The sequence below is a fragment of the Actinosynnema sp. NPDC023587 genome (genome assembly GCF_040640215.1).
Classification (GTDB): domain Bacteria; phylum Actinomycetota; class Actinomycetes; order Mycobacteriales; family Pseudonocardiaceae; genus Actinosynnema.
Map to the genome: position 1 here is coordinate 101,578 of NZ_JBFABG010000014.1, position 19,867 is coordinate 121,444.

16 protein-coding genes and 1 CRISPR repeat array are annotated in these 19,867 nt (G+C 67.7%); of the genes, 5 read left to right on the forward strand and 11 right to left on the reverse strand.

Translation table 11 applies throughout. The annotated features are described in order from the left end of the window. Positions 1 to 7: 7 nt before the first annotated feature. From cas7c to AB0G01_RS29255, 6 genes are all read right to left on the reverse strand, one after another. Positions 8 to 889, reverse strand: a complete 882-nt coding sequence (gene cas7c / locus AB0G01_RS29230; protein ID WP_360951864.1) for a type I-C CRISPR-associated protein Cas7/Csd2 — start codon at positions 887 to 889, stop codon at positions 8 to 10. After that, positions 886 to 2,694: a type I-C CRISPR-associated protein Cas8c/Csd1 gene (cas8c, locus tag AB0G01_RS29235; RefSeq protein WP_360951867.1), complete on the reverse strand. Its 1,809-nt coding sequence runs from the start codon at positions 2,692 to 2,694 to the stop codon at positions 886 to 888. Before cas8c ends, cas7c begins: the two co-directional genes overlap by 4 nt. After that, a complete protein-coding gene (cas5c, locus tag AB0G01_RS29240; RefSeq protein ID WP_360951870.1) occupies positions 2,694 to 3,359 on the reverse strand; it encodes a type I-C CRISPR-associated protein Cas5c in 666 nt (221 codons plus the stop codon). Before cas5c ends, cas8c begins: the two co-directional genes overlap by 1 nt. Further along, positions 3,353 to 5,617 (reverse strand): CRISPR-associated helicase Cas3', encoded by a 2,265-nt coding sequence (cas3, locus tag AB0G01_RS29245; protein ID WP_360951873.1) that lies wholly within the window; start codon positions 5,615 to 5,617, stop codon positions 3,353 to 3,355. Before cas3 ends, cas5c begins: the two co-directional genes overlap by 7 nt. A gap of 714 nt (positions 5,618 to 6,331) precedes the next feature. Further along, positions 6,332 to 7,809: direct repeats of the CRISPR family, unit length 37 nt; unit sequence GTTGCGATCCTCGCTGGGACGCGAGTCCCAGCGCTGC. Between the two features lie 238 nt (positions 7,810 to 8,047). After that, a complete protein-coding gene (locus tag AB0G01_RS29250; protein WP_360951876.1) occupies positions 8,048 to 8,245 on the reverse strand; it encodes a DUF397 domain-containing protein in 198 nt (65 codons plus the stop codon). Next, positions 8,242 to 9,117 (reverse strand): helix-turn-helix transcriptional regulator, encoded by an 876-nt coding sequence (locus tag AB0G01_RS29255; protein WP_360951879.1) that lies wholly within the window; start codon positions 9,115 to 9,117, stop codon positions 8,242 to 8,244. Before AB0G01_RS29255 ends, AB0G01_RS29250 begins: the two co-directional genes overlap by 4 nt. Positions 9,118 to 9,344: 227 nt before the next feature. On the opposite strand from AB0G01_RS29255, the gene AB0G01_RS29260 reads away from it, so the two are divergent. From AB0G01_RS29260 to AB0G01_RS29270, 3 genes are all read left to right on the forward strand, one after another. Next, entirely contained in the window at positions 9,345 to 9,614 is a 270-nt protein-coding gene (locus AB0G01_RS29260) for a zinc finger protein (protein ID WP_360951882.1), read from the forward strand. A 326-nt stretch (positions 9,615 to 9,940) separates the two neighbouring features. Further along, complete coding sequence (locus tag AB0G01_RS29265; protein ID WP_360951885.1) at positions 9,941 to 11,362, forward strand: helix-turn-helix transcriptional regulator; 1,422 nt, start codon at positions 9,941 to 9,943, stop codon at positions 11,360 to 11,362. Continuing rightward, positions 11,359 to 11,982: a 2'-5' RNA ligase family protein gene (locus tag AB0G01_RS29270; RefSeq protein WP_360951888.1), complete on the forward strand. Its 624-nt coding sequence runs from the start codon at positions 11,359 to 11,361 to the stop codon at positions 11,980 to 11,982. The genes AB0G01_RS29265 and AB0G01_RS29270 overlap by 4 nt, the downstream gene beginning before the upstream one ends. 63 nt (positions 11,983 to 12,045) lie before the next feature. Here the strand turns inward: AB0G01_RS29270 and AB0G01_RS29275 are convergent, their stop codons facing one another. Next, a complete protein-coding gene (locus AB0G01_RS29275; protein ID WP_360951891.1) occupies positions 12,046 to 12,867 on the reverse strand; it encodes a hypothetical protein in 822 nt (273 codons plus the stop codon). 402 nt (positions 12,868 to 13,269) lie between these two features. Here AB0G01_RS29275 and AB0G01_RS29280 point away from each other — a divergent pair, with 402 nt between their 5' ends. After that, the gene (locus AB0G01_RS29280) at positions 13,270 to 13,878 is read left to right on the forward strand and encodes a hypothetical protein (RefSeq protein ID WP_360951894.1); all 609 of its coding nucleotides are present in this window, start codon (positions 13,270 to 13,272) and stop codon (positions 13,876 to 13,878) included. Positions 13,879 to 14,757: 879 nt separating this feature from the next. On the opposite strand, the gene AB0G01_RS29285 is transcribed toward AB0G01_RS29280, so the two are convergent. From AB0G01_RS29285 to AB0G01_RS29295, 3 genes are all read right to left on the reverse strand, one after another. Further along, positions 14,758 to 15,105 carry a DUF6355 family natural product biosynthesis protein gene (locus tag AB0G01_RS29285; protein ID WP_360951897.1) on the reverse strand — a complete coding sequence of 116 codons (348 nt, stop codon included), beginning with the start codon at positions 15,103 to 15,105 and terminating at the stop codon, positions 14,758 to 14,760. Positions 15,106 to 15,232: 127 nt separating this feature from the next. Continuing rightward, positions 15,233 to 16,462 (reverse strand): FAD-binding protein, encoded by a 1,230-nt coding sequence (locus AB0G01_RS29290; RefSeq protein WP_360951900.1) that lies wholly within the window; start codon positions 16,460 to 16,462, stop codon positions 15,233 to 15,235. Positions 16,463 to 16,492: 30 nt separating this feature from the next. Beyond that, on the reverse strand, positions 16,493 to 18,787 hold the full coding sequence (locus AB0G01_RS29295; protein WP_360951903.1) for a tetratricopeptide repeat protein: 2,295 nt from the start codon (positions 18,785 to 18,787) through the stop codon (positions 16,493 to 16,495). A gap of 203 nt (positions 18,788 to 18,990) precedes the next feature. On the opposite strand from AB0G01_RS29295, the gene AB0G01_RS29300 reads away from it, so the two are divergent. Next, on the forward strand, positions 18,991 to 19,239 hold the full coding sequence (locus AB0G01_RS29300) for a helix-turn-helix domain-containing protein (protein WP_360951906.1): 249 nt from the start codon (positions 18,991 to 18,993) through the stop codon (positions 19,237 to 19,239). Positions 19,240 to 19,246: 7 nt separating this feature from the next. Here AB0G01_RS29300 and AB0G01_RS29305 read toward each other — a convergent pair whose 3' ends face one another. Beyond that, the gene (locus AB0G01_RS29305) at positions 19,247 to 19,789 is read right to left on the reverse strand and encodes a helix-turn-helix transcriptional regulator (RefSeq protein WP_360951909.1); all 543 of its coding nucleotides are present in this window, start codon (positions 19,787 to 19,789) and stop codon (positions 19,247 to 19,249) included. Positions 19,790 to 19,867: the final 78 nt, after the last annotated feature.

Here is a 19,867-nt window from a genome sequence, read left to right on the forward strand (position 1 = left end):
GATGTCCTCAGGCGATGAGTTTGGTGAGGGTGACGCCTTCGGGGAGTCCGTCGTCGTCAACGGAGACGACGTAGTCGCCGAAACGTCGGGGGGACAGGTCCGGTTCGGTCTTGGTGACGTTGACGCGTTGAGTGAGGCGGTGTGCGGGTGCGGCGCCGAACGCGTTGGGGTGGCTGAAGATGTAGAGGCCGCGCGGGGTAAGGGTGCCCCTGGTCGCGGAGCGGTCGTGGTCGAACATCATTTCCAGGGCCTGGTAGAGAAGGTTGAAGTCCTTCTCGTCCACGCCGGTCTTGATGCCGCGACCGGCGGAGTAGTACAACTCGGCCCGGTAGAGACCGTAGGGCACAGTCCACTTGCTGCCCATCTCGGTGGTCTCGCCCTTGTCGATGTCCTCTTGGCGGGTCTGGGTGACGCGGGTGATGGCGTGTTCGGCGGGGTGGACCGGGTCGAGGCTGCGGGCCATACCAACCTGGAGTGGGCCCCGGATTTGGCCGAGGGCACCGGTTTTGCCGACGGAGAGCACGGCGCCGAACAGGCGGATGTCGGCGTAGCGGTCGCAGAGCCACGCGCGGGCTCGCTCGGCGTCCTCTGGGCTGATCTTGCTTCCGAGTTTGAGGCTGTTGGCTTCGTAGGAGGCTTCCAGGCGGGGGTTGAGGGCGTGTCCGGCCTGGACGAAGATGCCGTAGCGGGGGTCGTCTCCGGCGGCCAAGGCGAGGGTGTCGCGGATCTTGCGCTTGAGCGCGACGTCGGTGACGAGACCGTGTTCGGTCTCCTCGTCGGTGCGCGGCCGGTTGCCGGCGTCGGGGTCGCCGTTGGGGTTGCCGTCGGTGACGTCGAACAGGAACACCATGTCGTGACGCACAGCGGGGTTGAGGTGGGCGGCGGTCATTCGGAGTCCTCCTGGTTGGTGGTGGGGTCGTCGGACTGCGCAGCGGCACGCGCCTCGGCCTTGGTGCGCAGGGTGTCGAAGCGGTGGGCGCGCTGGTGGTGGTAGCCGAGCAGGAACGTCGCCTGCTGGCGTGGCGTCGCGCGGGCGGGGATGACCTCGTGCGGGTCCTTCTCGCTGACAGGAGCGGTGAGCAGCTTGTAGAGGGAGTCGAGTTCGCGGCTGTGGTTGACCCCGATGCCCTTTCGGTCACCGCGGAACTTCCGCAGCCACGCGTCGACGTGCCTGCTTCCGGCGAGCAGGGCGGTGCGCGGGTTGGCGGGCGCGCCTTGGAAGTGCTTGTTGGCGAACGACGCGTTGATCTTGCCCTGCAGGGCGTCGTACTGGAGGGCGTCGAGCGCGGCGAAGATCCGTCCGGCGACGTAGGCGGGGTCGGTGGATTCCGGGTTGAGACCGGTCATGGGGGACTCCGTGGTCGAGGGCGAGCGGCGCAGCGTCAGGCTCAACAGCGCCGCGCGGGGTGTGTCAAGTCGTCCGTCGGCGCGGACGCGGTGCAGCACGTGCAGCAACAGCGACGGGGGCAGGCGGGTTCCGCGCATCGCGGCGCGCAGCAGGTGGCGCTGGATGTCGTCGGGGCGGTCCGCGCCCTTCGTGCCGATCGGGACGTACTCCTTCCGCTGGCGGTGCCACCGCCCGGTGACGCGGACGAGTCGACCCAGGCTCAGGTACGGGGGCTCATCCGGGCGCAGAGGGGGGACCTCCATGTCCTCGAACCACCGGACGACGTTGTCCTCCAGGGTGTTGAGCGGCATTTCGAGCCAGTCTCGGACCATGACGCGAGCGACGTTGCCGCCGACGGTGAGCGCGCAGAACTTCGTCTTGTCCGCAGAGGCGTCCGGTTTGCGCCCCTTGCGGACGGCGCGGATCAGCTCCCTGGTCTTCGCCGGGTCGGCGTCGACGATGCGGCGCATCGCGTTGCGCTCGACCGGCTGGGTGACCCACCAAGCCAGTCGGCTGTCCTGTCCACCGTAGGACGCGGTGTCCGGTGATTCCAGGACTTGGACAAGGCCGGCGGACAGCGCCTCACCGCAGGTGATGCAGATCGGTGAGCACGACAGCTGCGTGCTCAGGTCGTAGCCGAAGACGCGCTCGTTGATGCTGACCAACGCGGCGTCGTTGGACGCGCCGGGAACCAGCCGTGCGGGCACTTTGCCGGGCAGTGTGTCCAGCAGTGGGCGGTGCTTCCCGCACACCAGGCACAGGCCCACGCGGCCATCGCCTTTACGGAGCGCCACCTCGGCGGCCCAGAACGCAGCCACGGACGGTGCCCGGTAGGCAGCGTGCCCGTCTACGGTGATCAGGACGCGCTGCTTCATGGTGGCGTCGGGATGACGGTGCAGCCACTCGGCCTGGCCGGACTCGTAAAACCTGGCCAGCGCCGTGGGGACGGGATCGGCTCTGCCTTCGTCGCTGGCCGCCCACCGCCGGGTGAGGTCGACGAACGCATCGTGGCATTTGGCGACCCGCTCGGGTTTGCCCTCGGGGTCTGCCCAGCCCAGCACGTACTGGATGTCGTCGGCGGCCAGGTTGGGCGCCACGCCGACCGTGCGGACCACTGCGGGCACGACATGCTCCACGCCGCGAGGCTTCTTCGGCGGGCTGTCTGGATCGACCAGGGCCTCAAGCCCGTCGCTGTGGACCGTGCCGTCCAGTCCGAGCCGCAATTCCCAGTCGAAGCGCAGTGCCCGGTGGAACGGTGCGGCGGACCGGTTCCGCTCCGCGACGTCGACCAGTCGTCGGACTAGCATCAGGCGGCTCCGCTCACGACGTCCTCGTCGCGCACGGTGACGACGCCGTTGACGATCTCGGCGTTGAACCAGGTGAACGACGGCGGCGTGGTGGAGTGGTCGACCGAGTGCAGCATCAGCCCCAGTTTCTCGTTCAGGTCCACGTCGGCGGGCTGATCGTCGGGGTCGCCGAAGAAAGCGGAGAACTCCCGAACGCCGAGGTAGGGCTGGGAGAAGCAGCTTCCCCTGGTGACCCGGCGGCGGAACTGGTCGCGGAATGCGGCTTCGGGCTTGTCGACGCCGGGACGCGGGATCACGTGCGCGTGGATGCGGTAGGCGACATCGCGCAGGCACACCGCGTTGCGCTGCACCCGGTTGGCGACCGTGTCCAGTCTCCGGGTGCCGGACACGGCGTCCGTCAACGAGGCGAGATCGGTGGTCTCGTTGCGCCGCTGGGTGAACTGGCGAATCGGGTTGAGCACTTCGATCGCGACGACCTTCCACTGGAACTGCGGCTTCCAGTAGATCGCCTCCAACACACCCACCGCCGCCGACGGCGTCATGACGGGGTAGGACACCCGCTCGACCTTCAACTCGGGCCGGGTGAACAACGCCGCGTCACCCCACACCTGGACCACGACCGGCGGCGCACCGGACGCCGACTTCGGGAATTCTGGCTTCACCACACGGTCTCCACTTCGTTGCCTTGTTCGTCGATGCCGACGCTGGGGTCGTAGGGTCCGACCCACTCCCACAGGTCTCCGTCTCCGGCCAGCACCGGCCGGCACAGCGCCCGCACCTCCGGGGCCGTGGCGATCCTTCGAGGCAGCGGGACCATGTAACGACGGAGTTCACGCAGAATCCGCCCGGCCTGCTTGTCACCGACTCGCACCTGGTCGACCAGGTCGGCGATGTTCTCGTCAGATTCGTACCTCGTGGCAATCACCGTGACGGGGTCTTCGTCGATCATGCGGAACGCCAGCTTGCCGTCACGCTTCCCGTCGTTCTCCGGCCCGTATGCGACGGCTTCGAAGTCCCGTTCGGACCGGTTGAACTGGATCACCGATCCGCGCCGTGCCTCGTCCACGTTGAGGCCCGTGTACAGGCTGCGGTAGTAGGCGTCGAGCAGTACCGGGTCGTCGGGGTCTCTGCCTGGGCCGAAAAACGCGCGGGTCTTGTCGACCGCAGATTGGTAGAAGGCGGGGGTCTTCGTCCCGTCCGGGTCGAACACCACCACCCGACCGAGGCCGGGAATCTTGCCTTCGCGATTCGCCCGGCCCGCTGCCTGCTGCAACGCCTCCGACGGCGCGAGCGCCCGGAAAACCACCGGGAAGTCCAGGTCCACCCCGGCCTCCACCAGCTGAGTGGACACGACCAGGACGGGTTCGCCGTTCTTTTCCTTGAGCAGCCTGTGTATGCGGTCCAGCTCGACCTTGCGGTGCGCCGGGCACATCCGGGTGGATAGGTGCAGCACCGTCGCGTCCGGTCGCCGGTCGCGGACCATTCGGTGCAGCTCACGGGCGTGGCCGACAGTGTTGACGATCGCGAGCGCCCGACCCTCGCCCGAGATCTGGCTGGCGATCTGCTCCCACGTTGGACGCGGGTCGAGCTGCCACTCGTAGCGGACTCGTTTGAGTTTGGAGAAAATCTCGACCGGCGCCTCCACCAGCGGGACGACCTTCAAGTCCTCCCACGCCTTGAGGTGCTCGAAGGTGGGCTGCGTCGCCGACGCCAGGATGACCGTGGTGCGGAAGTGCTTCACCAGCGTGCGCAGCGCGTCCAGGATCGGCACCAGCAACGAGATCGGCAGCGCCTGCACCTCGTCGAGCACCACGACGGCATTGGCCAGCCGGTGCAGCTTCCTCGACCGGGAAGGTTTCCTCCCGAACAGCGAGTCGAACAGCTGGACTGTCGTCGTCACCACGAACGGCGCATCCCAGTTCTCCGCCGACAACCGCAACCGGTAGTCGTCCAACTCGGCGTTGGAATGGTGCTCCAATACCACGTCGGTCCCCAGCACCCGCCGGTAGACTTCCGCGTTCTGCCCGGTGATCGTCGTGAACGGCACCGCCACGATCACCCGCGACTTGCCGTGCACGGCGGCGTGGTGCAACGCCGCACCGGCCGCCGTCAGCGTCTTCCCCGACCCCGTCGGAGCCGGAAGCCGGAACACCCCGGGCTCGCCCTTCGCCAAACGGACCGCGTCGTCGTACAGTCGCGTACGCACCACGTCCAACTCCGAGGGCTCATCGGGCTTCTCCAGCATCACGGCACGCCCGGCTTCGAACCGCCTCAGCAACCCCGCCATATCGACCGGGGGCCTCACGCGCGGCTCCGCATACATGTGGTGGTGGGCAGCGGTGTCGAGATGGTCGGCATCGACCAGAGCGGAGAACACCAGTCGAATTCCGATGTCCGCGACGAACTCCGACTCGAACCACGACACCGGCACTAACGACGGTCCGGCCTCCAGTCCGCGAGCCTCCGGCACCTCGGCGACGAACCGCGCCCACGCGGTCTGCAGGTCGGGTGTCCAGGTCAGTTTCTCCAGTTCGCCCGGCGACGTCAGGCCACCGTGGTGGCCGAGAACCGCCATCGCGGCGTCCAGGGCCCGGTCACCAAGAACCAGCGCACCGAGACTTTTGTGATCACCACCGACCTTGCCTCGAGTCATGGCGACCTTGAGCAGTCTCGATTGCCAACCACAGTCGGCTTTACCTGCATCGTGCACGAGCCCCAACGCCCAGGCGAGTGGCCCAGCATCGAAAGACTCCGCAAATCTGCGGGCTAACTCCGCTGTAGAACGTACGTGGTCCGCTAACGAGTGCCACGCCCCCGGCACTCGACCGGGACTGTGCGCCAACAACACTGATGAACACCTTCCACGTCGTCTCCCCGACGAACGACGTGACCATAAGGACCACCACCGACAAAACCAGGACATCCGGCGACAGGCCCCACCAAGACCACCCTAATGGAGCAGCGCGCCAACGGTCACCGTTGGCGCGCTCCCGTGATGATATTCCACAACCTCTGGAAAACCGCACGTTGCGATCCTCACCGGGACCTAAGCCCCAGCGCTGCCGAAGGGCTATGACCCCCCATCTGGCGAGCACAGACCTTACCAGTTCGTGCGGTTTTCAGAGGAGAGCGCTTAGGGGTGGTTCGAACCGATCGACCACCTCCGGTATGGTCCGCCGATGCGACATAAACCGAAGGAGTCCGACAAGGCCACTACAGCCATTTCATGAGGAATGCTCGAATGCGATCATGAGCGAGGAGAGTGTGGATTGCCTAAGAGATATTGCCGAACGACTCGCATGAGGAAACGCAGTCGCGTAGCCACGTCACACAAGAACCAACCACGATTTTGGCGGTCCGAGCGGGGCGGCAACCCCGCTCAGACCACTGCCTTTCGCATCATCATCACGGCTACAGGAGCACTTGTGAACCTTCTGATCAGCCTGACCCGCTAACTTCGGCGGGGCCAGCGGCAAGCTCCACACCACTGGCCTCGCCAGGTTGCTGTGCACCCCTAACATACCAACCTACGAGTGTTGCGATTCTCGCCAGTCCCGGAGGGCTGGCGCTGTTTGCCCGCTGGTACGCAAGTCACAACGGGCGACGGGCCGATCCGCTCGGTGCTCCACGGGGCACAGTTGCGCCCCTCGATGGGCCGCGAGTCCCAACGCTGCTCCCGACCAGCGGCAGAGCCGCCACGCTTGCGGCCGTTGCGATCCTCGCTGGGACGCGAGTCCCAGCGCTGCCCGCCAGGTCGTCCCGCAGCCGGAACCGCAAGTCGTTGCGATCCTCGCTGGGACGCGAGTCCCAGCGCTGCCAGGAGGCCCTGGGGCCGACGCTGCTGGCGGTCCCGTTGCGATCCTCGCTGGGACGCGAGTCCCAGCGCTGCACGCCCAGCATCACGCTCGGCGCGGGCCTCACGTTGTTGCGATCCTCGCTGGGACGCGAGTCCCAGCGCTGCCCCCGCTGAGCGACTTGCCCTGCCCGTAGGTCGGGTTGCGATCCTCGCTGGGACGCGAGTCCCAGCGCTGCCCGACTCCACGTCCACACCGGTGGTCTCCAGGTCGTTGCGATCCTCGCTGGGACGCGAGTCCCAGCGCTGCGTCTGCGCACCGATCACCCGCTCCGTGCCGTCCGGTTGCGATCCTCGCTGGGACGCGAGTCCCAGCGCTGCGACGTTCAGCCCGAGGCTGGACCGGTCGGCACGCCGTTGCGATCCTCGCTGGGACGCGAGTCCCAGCGCTGCACCAAGACGAAGATCGAGTGGACGGACGCGACGTGGTTGCGATCCTCGCTGGGACGCGAGTCCCAGCGCTGCCTTCTGCCCAGCGGCCACGGGTCACCCCATCCCGTTGCGATCCTCGCTGGGACGCGAGTCCCAGCGCTGCCCAGCCAGTAGGTCGTCACGATCCGGGGGTCGGCGGAGTTGCGATCCTCGCTGGGACGCGAGTCCCAGCGCTGCACCCCTTTCTCAGGAGACGGCGGGGGTGCCGAGCACGTTGCGATCCTCGCTGGGACGCGAGTCCCAGCGCTGCGGACTGGTACTGCGCCGTCTGCGGACCACAACGAGTTGCGATCCTCGCTGGGACGCGAGTCCCAGCGCTGCGTCACGGTGGCCAGGGTGTCATGACGGTTGTGGGAGGTTGCGATCCTCGCTGGGACGCGAGTCCCAGCGCTGCACGGGGTCCTGGTGTTCGACCGGCAGGCTCTCGTGTTGCGATCCTCGCTGGGACGCGAGTCCCAGCGCTGCCACTGGCGGCCTCGGCGGTTGCGACCGCCTCGACGTTGCGATCCTCGCTGGGACGCGAGTCCCAGCGCTGCCTGGCCGGTGACGACGTGCACGAGGTGCCAGCCGCCGTTGCGATCCTCGCTGGGACGCGAGTCCCAGCGCTGCGTTCGCGGCGTTCTCCCACTTGGCGTAGGCGTCGGGGTTGCGATCCTCGCTGGGACGCGAGTCCCAGCGCTGCCGGGACCTGATGGGCCACTCGGACACCAAGATGGTGGTTGCGATCCTCGCTGGGACGCGAGTCCCAGCGCTGCCAGCCCGATTCGGGTGCTCATGCCGCCACCCCTCGGCCGTTGCGATCCTCGCTGGGACGCGAGTCCCAGCGCTGCCCTGCATGAGCAGGGGATTCTCCCACTCGACGGATACGCAAGAGCCGAACAACACGAAATCCGAGAAGACACGCCGATGGCAGGTTCGGAACCTCTCGGCGTGTCGCGTCACGCTTGAGGTTCCGAAGCCCGCCCAAGGTCGTTCACACGGACCACGCTCCCGGCAGCCGCCGCAGGCCAGCCGGCTTCACGGAAGCTGCAGCGAAGCCACCGAACGCGCACCTCGGACGCTGCCCTCTCAGCTCTCGGCCGACTGTTCCAGGAACCGGTTCCACGCCCGTCCGCTCACGGCGACCTCGGGCGAGGTTCCGGGACTCTTGGTGTCCCGGATGCGCACGGCGGCGCTGGTGATCATCACTTCGACGCAGTTGTTGCTCGGGTTTGAATGGCTGGACTTGAACCAGCCTCGCCCCGCGCGGTCCCCTCCACCGTTCATCGGTCCTCCAACTCCTTTCGGACGCTGTGCAGCAGGGCAAGGGTGTCGTCGCGGTCCAGGGCGCGTTCGAAGACGTCCTCGAAGCTCGCGGTGAGTTCCAGGAGCGTGGTCCGGCGGTCCACGAGCCCGGCGGTGCTGGTGATCGAGTCGATCCAGGCGTGATCGGTCACCCAGCGGGACGCGAAGCTCATGATCGAGACCGACGAGCCGATCATCGAGTGGGCGCCCACGGTGTAGGGCACGACGCGTATGCGGAGGTGCTCGTCGTCGCGTTCAACGAGTTCCGCCAGGTGCTCCACCTGTCGCCGCATCACGGCTCGCCCGCCGATGTACATCCGGATCGACGCCGGTCCGAGCACCACGGAGTAGCGCACCGGCTCCGGCCCTTCGAGGCGAGCCTGCCGCGCCAGGCGCGACTCGACCCGGGGACCGACGTCGACCGGCCGGATGTAGGTCGAGCCGCCTTTGATCATCGCCCGCGCGTAGTCGGCGGTCTGCAACAGGCCGGGGACCGTCTCCGCGACGTATTCCCGGATCTCGGCGGCACCGGCCTCCAAGCCGAGGAACCGGATGAACTCGTCGCTGAAAACCGACTCGTAGTCGTTCCACCACTGCCGCCGCTCGGTCGCGACGCGCAGGGCCTCCAGCTCGGCGACCTCGGCCGGTTCGAGTTCGTAGTGCTCGGCGAGCCGGGACAGACCGGCGGGAGTGAGCCGCCGCTTGGCGATCTCGATCGTCGAGACGTTGTTGCCGCCCAGACCTGTCGCCGTACCGACCGCTCCGGTCGTCAAACCCAGAGCACTGCGGTGCGCGCGAAGCCGTTGGCCCAATTCGATCGCGTGCACGGTGGTGAGGATCGGTCCGCCGGCCATCAACCTGGAACCTCCCGCGTGCGTGCTGGAGCTGGCTCGACAGCCTACGACGCCGCGCCAGCTTTACCCGATCGGGGCACTTCATTCGAGATTGAATCGGAGCTACCGTGATTGTACTCACGAGACCCATCCGGCTCCCGCCGGAAACCGGAGGTGGCCATGTCTTTCGCCCAGCCCGCACGTCTCGGTGTCCCGCAGACCTCCTGCCGAAGGCGGCCTCGGTTGTGATGGGCACCCGACCGTTCCGATGGCTGCCTCACGCCGGAGCACGGCACGCGATCCCGAACGAACTCGCCGCACACGAAAACGGATCGACGTTGTGCGGTGTGGCGGTGACCGTGCCGCACGTGCCGCTTCCCCGGGTTCCCGACTGGTGCTGGCCCACCTGTCGCGCCTGCGAACTTGAGTGGCGCGCCGTGGAGGGCATCCCGGCCTTCCCCCGGCAGTGCGCGAACCCGACACGCTCATCCACACGACCGGCGAAGGGGGCCCGATGACCCCATCCACAGTTATGCAACGTGCGATTCGGTCAACAAGCAGGCCTGCTCCGGAGTGCCGAGCCCCCGAACGGCGAACACTTCCGCAAGGCAAGAGCCTGTGCGCATGCCCTGCCGCCTCGGCGCGCACACGCAACGCGGAAACCGGGGCCCGACCAGGCGGGTGTTGCCGACGCCAGCGCGCGAGGCGTGGATCGCTCGACACGCGAATACGGGCACCTGCTCCTCGGGAACCGCCACGAGACCAGCTATGATCACACTGGGAATCCATTCGGTCACTGATCAGGATGGCCTTCCCTGTGCCCAGGCTACGCACGGAGCCCACCGTGAACGACGTCGAACTTCCTGACCACGACGACCCGCCCGCCGCCGCTCGGCTCGCTCTGGAAATCAGGCGGCGCAGGAAGGCCGCCGGGCTCAGCCAACCGCAGATGGCCAGCCGGATCGGCTACACCCGCCAGTACGTCTCCTTGGCCGAGCGCGTCGGGCGCAACCTGCCCTCGCGCGAACTGGTCACTGCAATCGACCGCGTCCTGGGCGCTGCCGGGGTTCTCAACGCCTTGCGGGATCAAGCGAAGCTGGATCAACAAGCGCGCCGACGTCGCACCGGCACCGACGCCGTCAAAGCAACCGAGTCCACTTCCCACGACCGAGCCGTTGCCGAAATCGCCGATCCGCGCGGATCGTCCGACCTTACGAAGCCGTCAGACGACACCGCAGTCCAAGTGATCAGCCCCGAGGTCGTGGAGGAGATGCTGGTGAGCGCGGCCGACGAGTCCACGGACTTCCTGGCGTGGGCGGAGACCACGAACGTCGGTGAGTTGACCATCGAGCAGATGCACGCCGAGGTTCGACGTGTCGCGCGCTCCTACCTCAAGGTGCCGACCCTGCCGTTGTTCGCACGCACCAAGGCTTTGCGGGACCACTCGTTCACCTTGCTGGCCGGACACCAGGACCCCCGCCACAGCCGCGAGCTGTACGCCGTCGCCGGCTGGTCGCTGACGGTGCTCTCGTGGATGTCGGTGGACTTGGGCCACGCCGAAGCCGCCGAGAATCATGGCCGGGCCGCTTGGGCGTGCGCCGAACGCGCCGACCACAACGGGTTGCGCGCGTGGGTGCGCGCCACCCAGCACACGTCGCTGTTCTGGCAAGGCAACTACATCGGCGCCGCGCGGTACGCGACCGACGGCCTCGGCTACACCGGGACCGGCACCGCGACGTTGTTCCTGTCCAGCGCACTCGCGCTGAACCTGGCACGCGCCGGTGATGCCGACGCCGCCGCACGGGCTCTCGAGCGCGCGCAACGGGCTGCCGAGTCGGCTGCGCGTGCCGAGGATGAACCGGCAGGGCCTCTGACTTGCTCAGTCGACCGTGCCGCGTCGCTGTGGTCGGACACCGAACTGGCGTTGGGCCGTGCTGAGGGTGCGCTCGCGCTGGCCAACCGGGCCGTGGCGATGTTCGAAGCCACCGCCGAGGAGCAACGCAATCGAGGCTCGGAACGCATGACACGTCTTCAGCAGGTCAAGGCGCACCTGGTGCTCGGCGACCTGAGCGCGGCAGCCGAGGCGCTGCAACCGGTGCTCGACACTCCCCCCGCCCACCGCGTTCGCCCCTTGGCGCACCGGGTGGCGGAAGTCGGGATGCTCGCAGCCCAGGCAGGGAGGGAAGCCGACCCGATCGCGCGGCGAATCCGTGCGGCTGTCGCTTCCTTCCGCAGGGATTCCACGACGAAGGAGTTGACCGCGTGAGCGAGGCGATGCGTGATCATTGGTGGTGGCGACCTGGGTGGCGGATCGGCCGGTCGTTCTACACCTGGCACGTGACCTTCGCCGGCCAGCCCGGCGCTCAGCGACTCGTCGACGACTACGCGCCGTTGCTCGCCTCACTTCCCCAGTTCGATCCGGTGCCGGCGCAATGGCTGCACCTCACGCTCCAAGGCATCGGCTTCACCGACGAAGTGGACCGCGACGACGTGGACCACATCGTGCAGGCCGCGCGGGCGCGGTGCGCGGAGCTTGTCCCGTTCACCGTCACCATCGGACCTGCCCTCGTGGACCACGAAACACTTCAAATGCCCGCCCTGCCGGGTGAGCCGCTGGCCGGGCTGCGACTGGCCATCCGCGCTGCCATCGGCGACGTGCGAGGAAACGACAACGTGCCCGAGTCCGAGGACGGGTTTCGCGCACACGTCAGCCTTGGCTACTCCAACACCACCGGCCCAGCCGCACCCGTTGTCGCGGCTGTGGAAGCCCACGGCGGGCACACCGCCGAGGTCACCGTGTCCTCGGTGTCGCTCATCGACCTCCACCGCGACCGCAAGGCGTACGAATGGACGGACGTCACGTCGGTCGAACTCGGGCGTCTCTGAGCCACCACAAGATCCAGTCGCACCACGCCGACTTGCACTACCGGATCACCCGATGTCGGGACGTCACGTGGTCGAGGCGTCGGTGCCCGACCATCCGTTCCAAGCCAGACCACCAGTTGGGTCGCCGAACTCGGGCCACGGTGACGCAGGTGCAGCGGTTCCGCTCGGGGTGGCCAGCAGGGCCTGGACGTGGTTCGCGGTGGAGTAGTCGAGGCCGATGCACTGTGCGAGCACATGCCGCAGTCGGCGGTTTGCGGCCCGTCTGTCGCCGGCGGCCAGGTGCACCCTCGCGACCTGCACGTGACAGCGTGCCACGCCGCTCGTGTCCGACAGCTTCTCGTACAGCGCCTTCGCGCGGTCGAAGTAGCCGACGGCAGCGGAGTGTCGGCCGACCTCGGCCATGAGGCACCCGAGGTGGCCCAGCATGGACGCGATCCCCGTCTCGTCGCGGCAAGCGATGCAGTCCTCCAAGATCCCGTCCGCGCAGTCGACCACCCGGTGCATCCGCCCCTGTGCCCGGTAAGTGACGGCCAATGACTGCAAAGCGGCACCCGACGAAATGCGGTCATCCCTTGCGCGGTGCACCGCCAGCTCCCTCAACCCCTGGCTGACTGCGAGCGGGTAATGCCCCCTGGCACGAAAGAACTCCGCGCCGCGCCGGAACGCCGTAGCCAGCGCAAGGGACGCAGGCAGCGTGGCGGCCACCTGGTCAGCCATGAGGAGCAGGGGCCGGCACCAGTCGGAGTCGTCACCCTCGGGCGCGAGAAGCCACAGGTAAGCGACGAGATCGGCCACCGCATCGGACGGTTCGTCGGTGATCATCTCGCACAACGCGTCCACCAGGTGCTGCCGAAATTGTTGGGCGCCGTCGCCGATGCCGTTCACCAAACCGCTCCCATCGCCGGTCGCCGATTGACCGCTCCGGGGTTCAGTACAGCCCGGCGACGACAGGTTCGGCACCACGACCCGAGGGGGCAAGTAGGTCTGCAACGTGACTTGCCTCCCCCTTCGGCAACGGCCGCCTGAACAGCGGCCACGCAAGGTGCCAGAGCGAGAAGGGGGCAGGCGCCATCTGTATTCCACTTGCCTCCTTTTGTGAGCACTCAGGACCTGATCACATGGCAAGTAGTCACTTCATTGAGCAATGAGGCGGAGTACCGGTCCGCGACCTGCACGACCCGAACAGCCGGATCACCAGCTTCGAACGTGGAAGCTCCGTTCCCACCTCTGCTGTCGCCCACCTGACACGACCGGAACCTCCGAGAGATTCACTACTGGAGCCTCGCCATGACCAAGGACGAACTCGACCACGCTGCCCATGTGGCGCGAGTGAACACCGTGCTGGGGCGGTACTGCGTGCGCCTGGTGGACGAATCCGACCCGAGGAGCACCACCCATCGAACCGTCCCGTTGGAGGAGGTGGAGCGCAACCTCGGCCACGAACTCGTTGAACTGGGCCAGGCACTCCTCGGTCGAGCCACCGGTCGAGGTCATATCACCGTTCCGATCCTGCTGCCGGGCACCTACGAACCTGCCCCCTCCCGATCAACGCACCCAACCGACAGCACAGACGAGCCTGCCCAATGCTCGTTGACGGAAGGCACCGCCATGCACAACCACCACGAGCCCGGCCCCGCCGATGACCTGCCCAACCCGCCGGCTTCGCTGCGGACCTTGGCCTCCCAACGCGCTCCCCGCCTGTTCGCCATCGGCTACGCAGGTGGTGATCACGACGATGTTGGTATCGCGGCCTGGGGAATCGCCTTCCCCGATCAGGTGCAGGTCACCTCGACCGATGGCACGCACCAGGTCGTGACCGATCGGCCCGAGCACGCCATCCGGCACTTCCTCGAAGCCGATGCGACCATGCACATGATCGAACTTGAGGTCCGGTAGACCTGGGCACCGACCAAAGCCGAGGCTTTGGAGGAAGGCGGAACAGTGGGTTCCGGACCGACGGGCGACCCACGCGCCAGGCGCGCGGCCCCGAAAGAAGTGCGGCTACGAAACGACTTGTTCGCCAGGGCTGCCCTCGCTGCCGGATTCCGGTCCGATTACGCGTTGGCAGGAGCCATGGGCCTCCATAGGTCCACCGTCGCGAGGGTGGTCAACGGGGAGATCCGGCCAGGTGCAGCGTTCATCGGCGGAGCCCTGACCGCGTTGGCCCCATTCAGGTTCGAGGACCTGTTCGAAGTGGCCGACGACGTGAAGGCGTGAGCACAACGGTGCACGCCACCGACTGTTTCCACGGTACGAACCGCGATGGGTTGACCTGAACGTCGGCTGGGTAGTTGCGCTCCGTCCTGCCGCGCAGCGTCGAAGACGATCACATCGCGTGGAGGAAGGTTGGCGCTGAACAGCGCTCGCTGCGATCACGCAGCGAGCGGTGCACGACGTTGTCCGTCGGACACGGCTTCGCGCCTAGCGACCGCGCACCCACAGCGCGACGTCACGCGAGGATCTGGTTTCGGGTTCGCTCGGTCTCCGCCAGGTGGGTGCGGGTTATACCCGGAGGTTCAGGGGCCGCAGTCACGTCGACCGCAGACCGGGCTGGCCGGCACCCGAGCAGGAAGTTCTTCCCTGTTGCTCGGCAGCGAAGCAAGTGTTGCCGAGTCCAGCAGAACTGGTCGATGCCCCGTTCGAGGCCAGCGGACGGGGCATCGTCGCGTTCACAAGTCGTGCGCACTGCGCACACCACGGGTGCGTCGGTCGACTCGATCAGGATGAGTGCCCGGCGATGTCGTCGCCGGGTACTCGTCGTTCGTCGGGTATCGGTTACACCGCAGGCTGTTCCAGTCGACACAACCGGCGCCCGTCGACATCCATGGTGTTCGGGGCGACAGGGATGTAGTAGGCGTTGGTGACGCCTTCGCTCAGGTAGAAGGGAACCGATCCCCACGGGCCGACGCACTTGCCGAAGCGGTGACCGGAGGTGGTGTCGACCCGGATGAGGATGAACGAGTCGGCGCAGTGGTCGTAGCGGGAGACGGCGCCGTTGTTGTGGTCGGGGTTGACGTGGTGGAAGCCGCACGCCGCCTGGGCCGATGCGTCCGGTGCCAGGCCGAGACCGGCGGTGGCCGTGAGGGTGATCAGGGCAGCGCGAAGTGGTGCGAGGATGTGCATGGGATCGCCTCCGAGGTGATCGGTACCGCTTGTGCGATATGGCGATTCCGAGCATTGATCCCGTCGTTCATTTTCGACAGGGAGTTGCCGTATTCGAATGGGAATGAATACGGAACAACCGCGCCGGTCAGGTGTCGAGGTCGCCCAGGTAGGCGACGCCGCCTGCGGCGGTCGCGGCGTTGATCAGGCGGTGGTTGTGGTCGATCATCCGGGTGAGGGTCGCGGGAGAGTCGGGTGGTGCGGCGCGCAGCAGGGAGAACAGGAAGCTGGTCGGGGTTTGCGGCAGGCGGAGGTTCGGGGTGGTGATCCGGGCTCGTGGCAGGGGGTAGAGCAGGGCCAGGCCGCTGTCTCCGACCAGTTCGGGTGTGGTGGTGGCCAGGGCGGTGGTGACGATGTTCTCGGTGTCGCCGTCGGGTAGCAGGAGGTTGAGCCAGGGGTGGGGGTCTTGCCAGGGGCCGATTCTGCGCAAGAGCGCGACGGATTCGGCCAGGCGGTCGAGGAAGTTCAGGTAGGGCACGGTGTTGCTGGCGGCGTTGTGGTGACGCAGGCCGTGGAGTGCCTGGTCGGGGTGGTCTGGTGGGGAATGGAAGGTGGCGGCTTCGATGAGCAGGGTCCAGGGACCGGTGTCGGTCGGCTGGGCCTGGCCTTCGAGGTAGTCGAACCGTTGTTCATTCATCAGGGTGCGTTGGTCGGCGAGGAAGTCGGTCAGGTTGGCGTAGCACAGTCGGTGGACGGTGGCGTGGGTGTGTGCGGGGACCAGTCGGAGCGTGGCGGTGAGGATGATGCCGTGGCGGCCTCGCCCGGCTCGGACCGCGTCGAACAGCGCGGAGTTCGTGGTGGGTGAGCAGGTGTGGCGGGTGCCGTCCGGGGCGAGGACGTCGAGCGCCAGGACGTTGTCGGTTTGCGCGCCGTGCCGGTGGCTCGCGCCGCCGAGCCCGCCGACCGACAGGGTGCCGCCGACGGACAGCTCCAGGTAGTCGGTCAGGACCGGCGGGGTCAGGCCGTGCGGAATCGTGGCGGCCAGGACCCGGCTCCACCGCGCGCCCGCGTCGACGACGATGTGGTCGGAGGCAACGCGGTGGACGGTGTTCAGGCCGGTCATGTCCACGACGATTCCGCCGGGTGCCTGGGCCTGGCCGGCGGTGGAGTGGCCTTCGGCACGCGGGACCAGGCGGAGGTCGTTCGCGGTGGCGTAGCGCTGCACGGCTGCGATGTCGTCGACCGAGTCGGGCCGCAGAACGGCCAGTGGCCGGTGGTGGACGGTTCTGCCGAAGTCGGTCGCTGCCCACGTAAGGTCGCGCTTGTCGGTGGAGATCACGCCCCGCACTGCCGGGAACGGTGCGAGGGGGTCGGGCATTGGCGGTCCTTTCCTTGCCTGGGCACATTTTCAGTCGGGGCAGCGCGGTGTGGGCAGGTCACCGGCATCCAACTCGGCGAGGTCGGCGCGCAGGCCGACCGCCCTGGTGTCCCCCAGCGCCTCGAACAGTTGTAGCGCCTCGGTCCAGGCTTGGCGGGCCTGGTCGGGTCGGTGGTGTTCGAGGTGGAGTCGGCCCAGTTTCCGGCGCAGCTCGGCCTGCCCCCACAGGTCGGCTGCGCCCGAGCTGGCGGCCAGCGCCTGCTGGAGGTACGCGAGCCTCGCAGCCTGGTCGCCCCGGTCCCGGTGGACGTCGGAGATCTTGCCCAGCGCGCAGCTCTGCGACTGGGGGTCGTCCAGCCGTCGCATCACAGCGTGGCTCTGTTGCAGGGCTTCGAGGGCGGCGTCGTGGTCGCCCAGCGCGCGGCGGGCATCACCGACGTAGGCGGTGGCCATGGCCCATCCCCACCGGTCCCCCAGTTCGGCGCACAACGCCTGCACGGTCAGGTAGTGCTCATGGGCCCCGATGTGATCTCCCTCGGACTGCAAGGCACGTCCTATGCCGATCCCGCTCCACACCTGGCCTAGGCGGTCGCCGTCGTGCACCCGCAGGCGCATCGCCTCGGCGAAGCTGTCGTGGGCGTCGCGGACGCGGTGGAGGTCGAGGTAGGCGGTGGCGAGGTTGTTGAGCAGCGATGCCTGGGCGGCGGTGTCGCCGAGGCGACGGGCTTCGGCCAGACCGGTCTCCATCGGCCCGACCCACAGGTGCCAGGGCCGCCGCCAGTAGAGGTAGTACCCGAGCACGACGGGGAATCCGAAGGCGAGATCGTGGATGCCGAGCGTGGCTGCCTGGCGGGTCATGGCGGCCAGGTTCGCCAGTTCTGCCTCCACCCAGCGCACCGCGTCGTGAACCGTGGCGAAGACCAGTGGTTCCGCCGGTTCCGTGGTGTCCGGGATCGCTGCCTGCGGGCGGTTCGGGGACATGGCCTCGTTCGCTGCCGCCATCGTGCGCAGGTACCAGGAAGCGAGGGTGCGCACGGCGCCGACGGTGTCGTCGATGGTCTCCTCGGCGGAGACGCGTTCGACCGCGTAGTCGCGGATGAGGTCGTGGAAGCGGTAACGCCGGTGGCCGACTTCGTGCAGCAGGTGCACGCCGGTGAGCGTGTCGAGCAGCCTGGTCGTCTCGGGCATCGGGTAGCCGGTGAGCGCGGACGCGGCTCCGACGCCGAAGTCCCGGTCGGGGTGCAGGCTCAGCAATCGGAACGTCCGTGCGGCGGCAGGTTCCAGGGCGCGGAAGGACCAGGAGAACACCGCGCGCACGGCGGTGCCGATGTCGTGCAGGGTGAGCACGTCGAGTCGCCGGCTCTCGCCGGACAGTTCGTCGGCAAGCCCGGCGAGGGTGAGATGTCGGCTGGCGGCAACCCGTTCGGCGGCCACCCGCACGGCCAGGGGAAGCCCCCCGCAGGATCTGATGATCCGGTGGGCGGCGTCGAGGTCGAGGTCGACGCGTTCAGCGCCGACGACGTCGCGGAGCAGTGCCACGGCCTCGGATTCGTCGAACTTCTCGACGGTCAGGGTGTGTGCTCCGTGGCGCACCGCGAGTCCGGAGAGGCGGCGCCGGCTGGTGACGATGACCAGACAACCGGGTTCGGCGGGGATGAAGGATCGCACCTGCTCGATGTCGGCGGCGTTGTCGAGCAGGAGCAGCGTGCGGGTGCCGCTCAGGACGGTGCGCAGCAGCGCGGCCTTCCAGTCGACGCCGACCGGGACGTCGGTGGACGGGACGCCGAGGACTTTGAGCATGTGTTCGAGCACGTGGTCGGGATTGGCGGGATCGCCGTCTGCAGCGTAGCCGCGCAGGTCCACGAACAGCGCGCCGTCGGGGTAGGCAGCCTTGGCGTGGTGGGCCCAGGCCAAGGCGACGGTGGTCTTGCCGACGCCCGCTTGGCCGTCGAGCGCGATGACGCGCGGTGAGTGACCGTCGTTCGGGGTGGTGAGCACCTTGTCGAGGGCGTCGAGCAGCGCGGTACGGCCGACCAGCCGAGGTGAGTGCGGCAGTTCGGCGGGGCGAGCGCGGGTTCCAGATCCGCTTCTGGCTTGCGCGTGCCCGACCAGGGCCACGAATTGGGAGCCGGTCGCGAAGGCGGTGTCGCAGGCGCGGGCGAAGTCCTCGGTCGGCGGTTTCAGCCCGTTCTCCACGTTCGAGTAGTGGCTGGCGCTGTACTTCATCCGCCTCGCCACCGATGATTGGGACTCGGGCCCCCGCGCGCGGCGCAACTGATCGGCGAAGCCCGCCTCGACCGCAGAGCTATTCTTTATTCCTTCCATTCGAATACACCATCCCCCTTGTCCGCCCCCCAGGCTGTTCCGACACTCGGAAGACCGGTCAACGCCCGATGGGCGACAACTTCCGAGGAGTCGAGGATATGTCCATGCACCCACGATCGTGCGGAGTAACAGGGACACAAATCACCGGTCGGGTGGTAAGTCACCCTTTCAGGGAGCCGGAACTCCCGCCATCGTCACCCGGTGTGGCCGAGGAACGGGACTACCTGGGACGCATCCTGCGGGTGCTTGATGTCGTGGCCGCGAGCGGGCGAGCGGTGAGCATGTCGGAGATCTGTCGGCAGATGTCGTTGCCGATGACGACCGTCCACAGGCTGTTGGTCGCGTTGTGGAAGGCCGGGGTGCTGGAGCGCGACGCCAGGCGTCGATACCTGATGGGACGCCGGCTGGCGGTGTTGTCCGCCGCACCAGGCTCGGGCGGGGATGCGGCGTAGGCGCGCTTCATGCGGCCAGGTGTGTGTTCTGGTCTGCCATGCGCGAGGCATCGAAGGCCATGGCAACCAGTCGTGGTGTGACGCGCAGGGCACGGGCCAGGCGGACGGCCAGCGCGATGGGCAGCAGTCCGGTTCGTTCGTGCTGGTCGACGGCGCTTTCGCTGATACCGATGAACGCGGCGAGCAGAGGGCCGTGTTCATCGGGCCCGCCGAGGTGGCCGTGCTCCCACAGGAGCAGGCGGTGGAGCTTGATGTGGAGTCGCGCGGCGAGTTCGGTCGGGGCTAGGGCGGCGAGGCTGCGGAGGTCGACCATCGTGGGCGGTGCGGTGAGCGGCAACTGGAGTTGGGGCGGGACGACTCGCAGTTCGCGGGCGACCCGGCGCAGTTCGGCGGCGGTGATGGGCGTGATGCCCTTTTCCCACCGGTAGATCTTGTTGTCGTGAACCGTCAGGCGGCCGGCAAGTGCTAGCTGAGTGAGGTCGGCCCGCCTGCGGCACCGGGCCAGAGCAGCCGGGTCAAACCTCGGGATTTCGTGGACTTCGGACGACATCGCTCCTCCTCAAGTCGGTTCACCGGAGTGCGAACATTCCGAAGGTAGCTCTGACGGACGCATTTATTCCACCTTCCC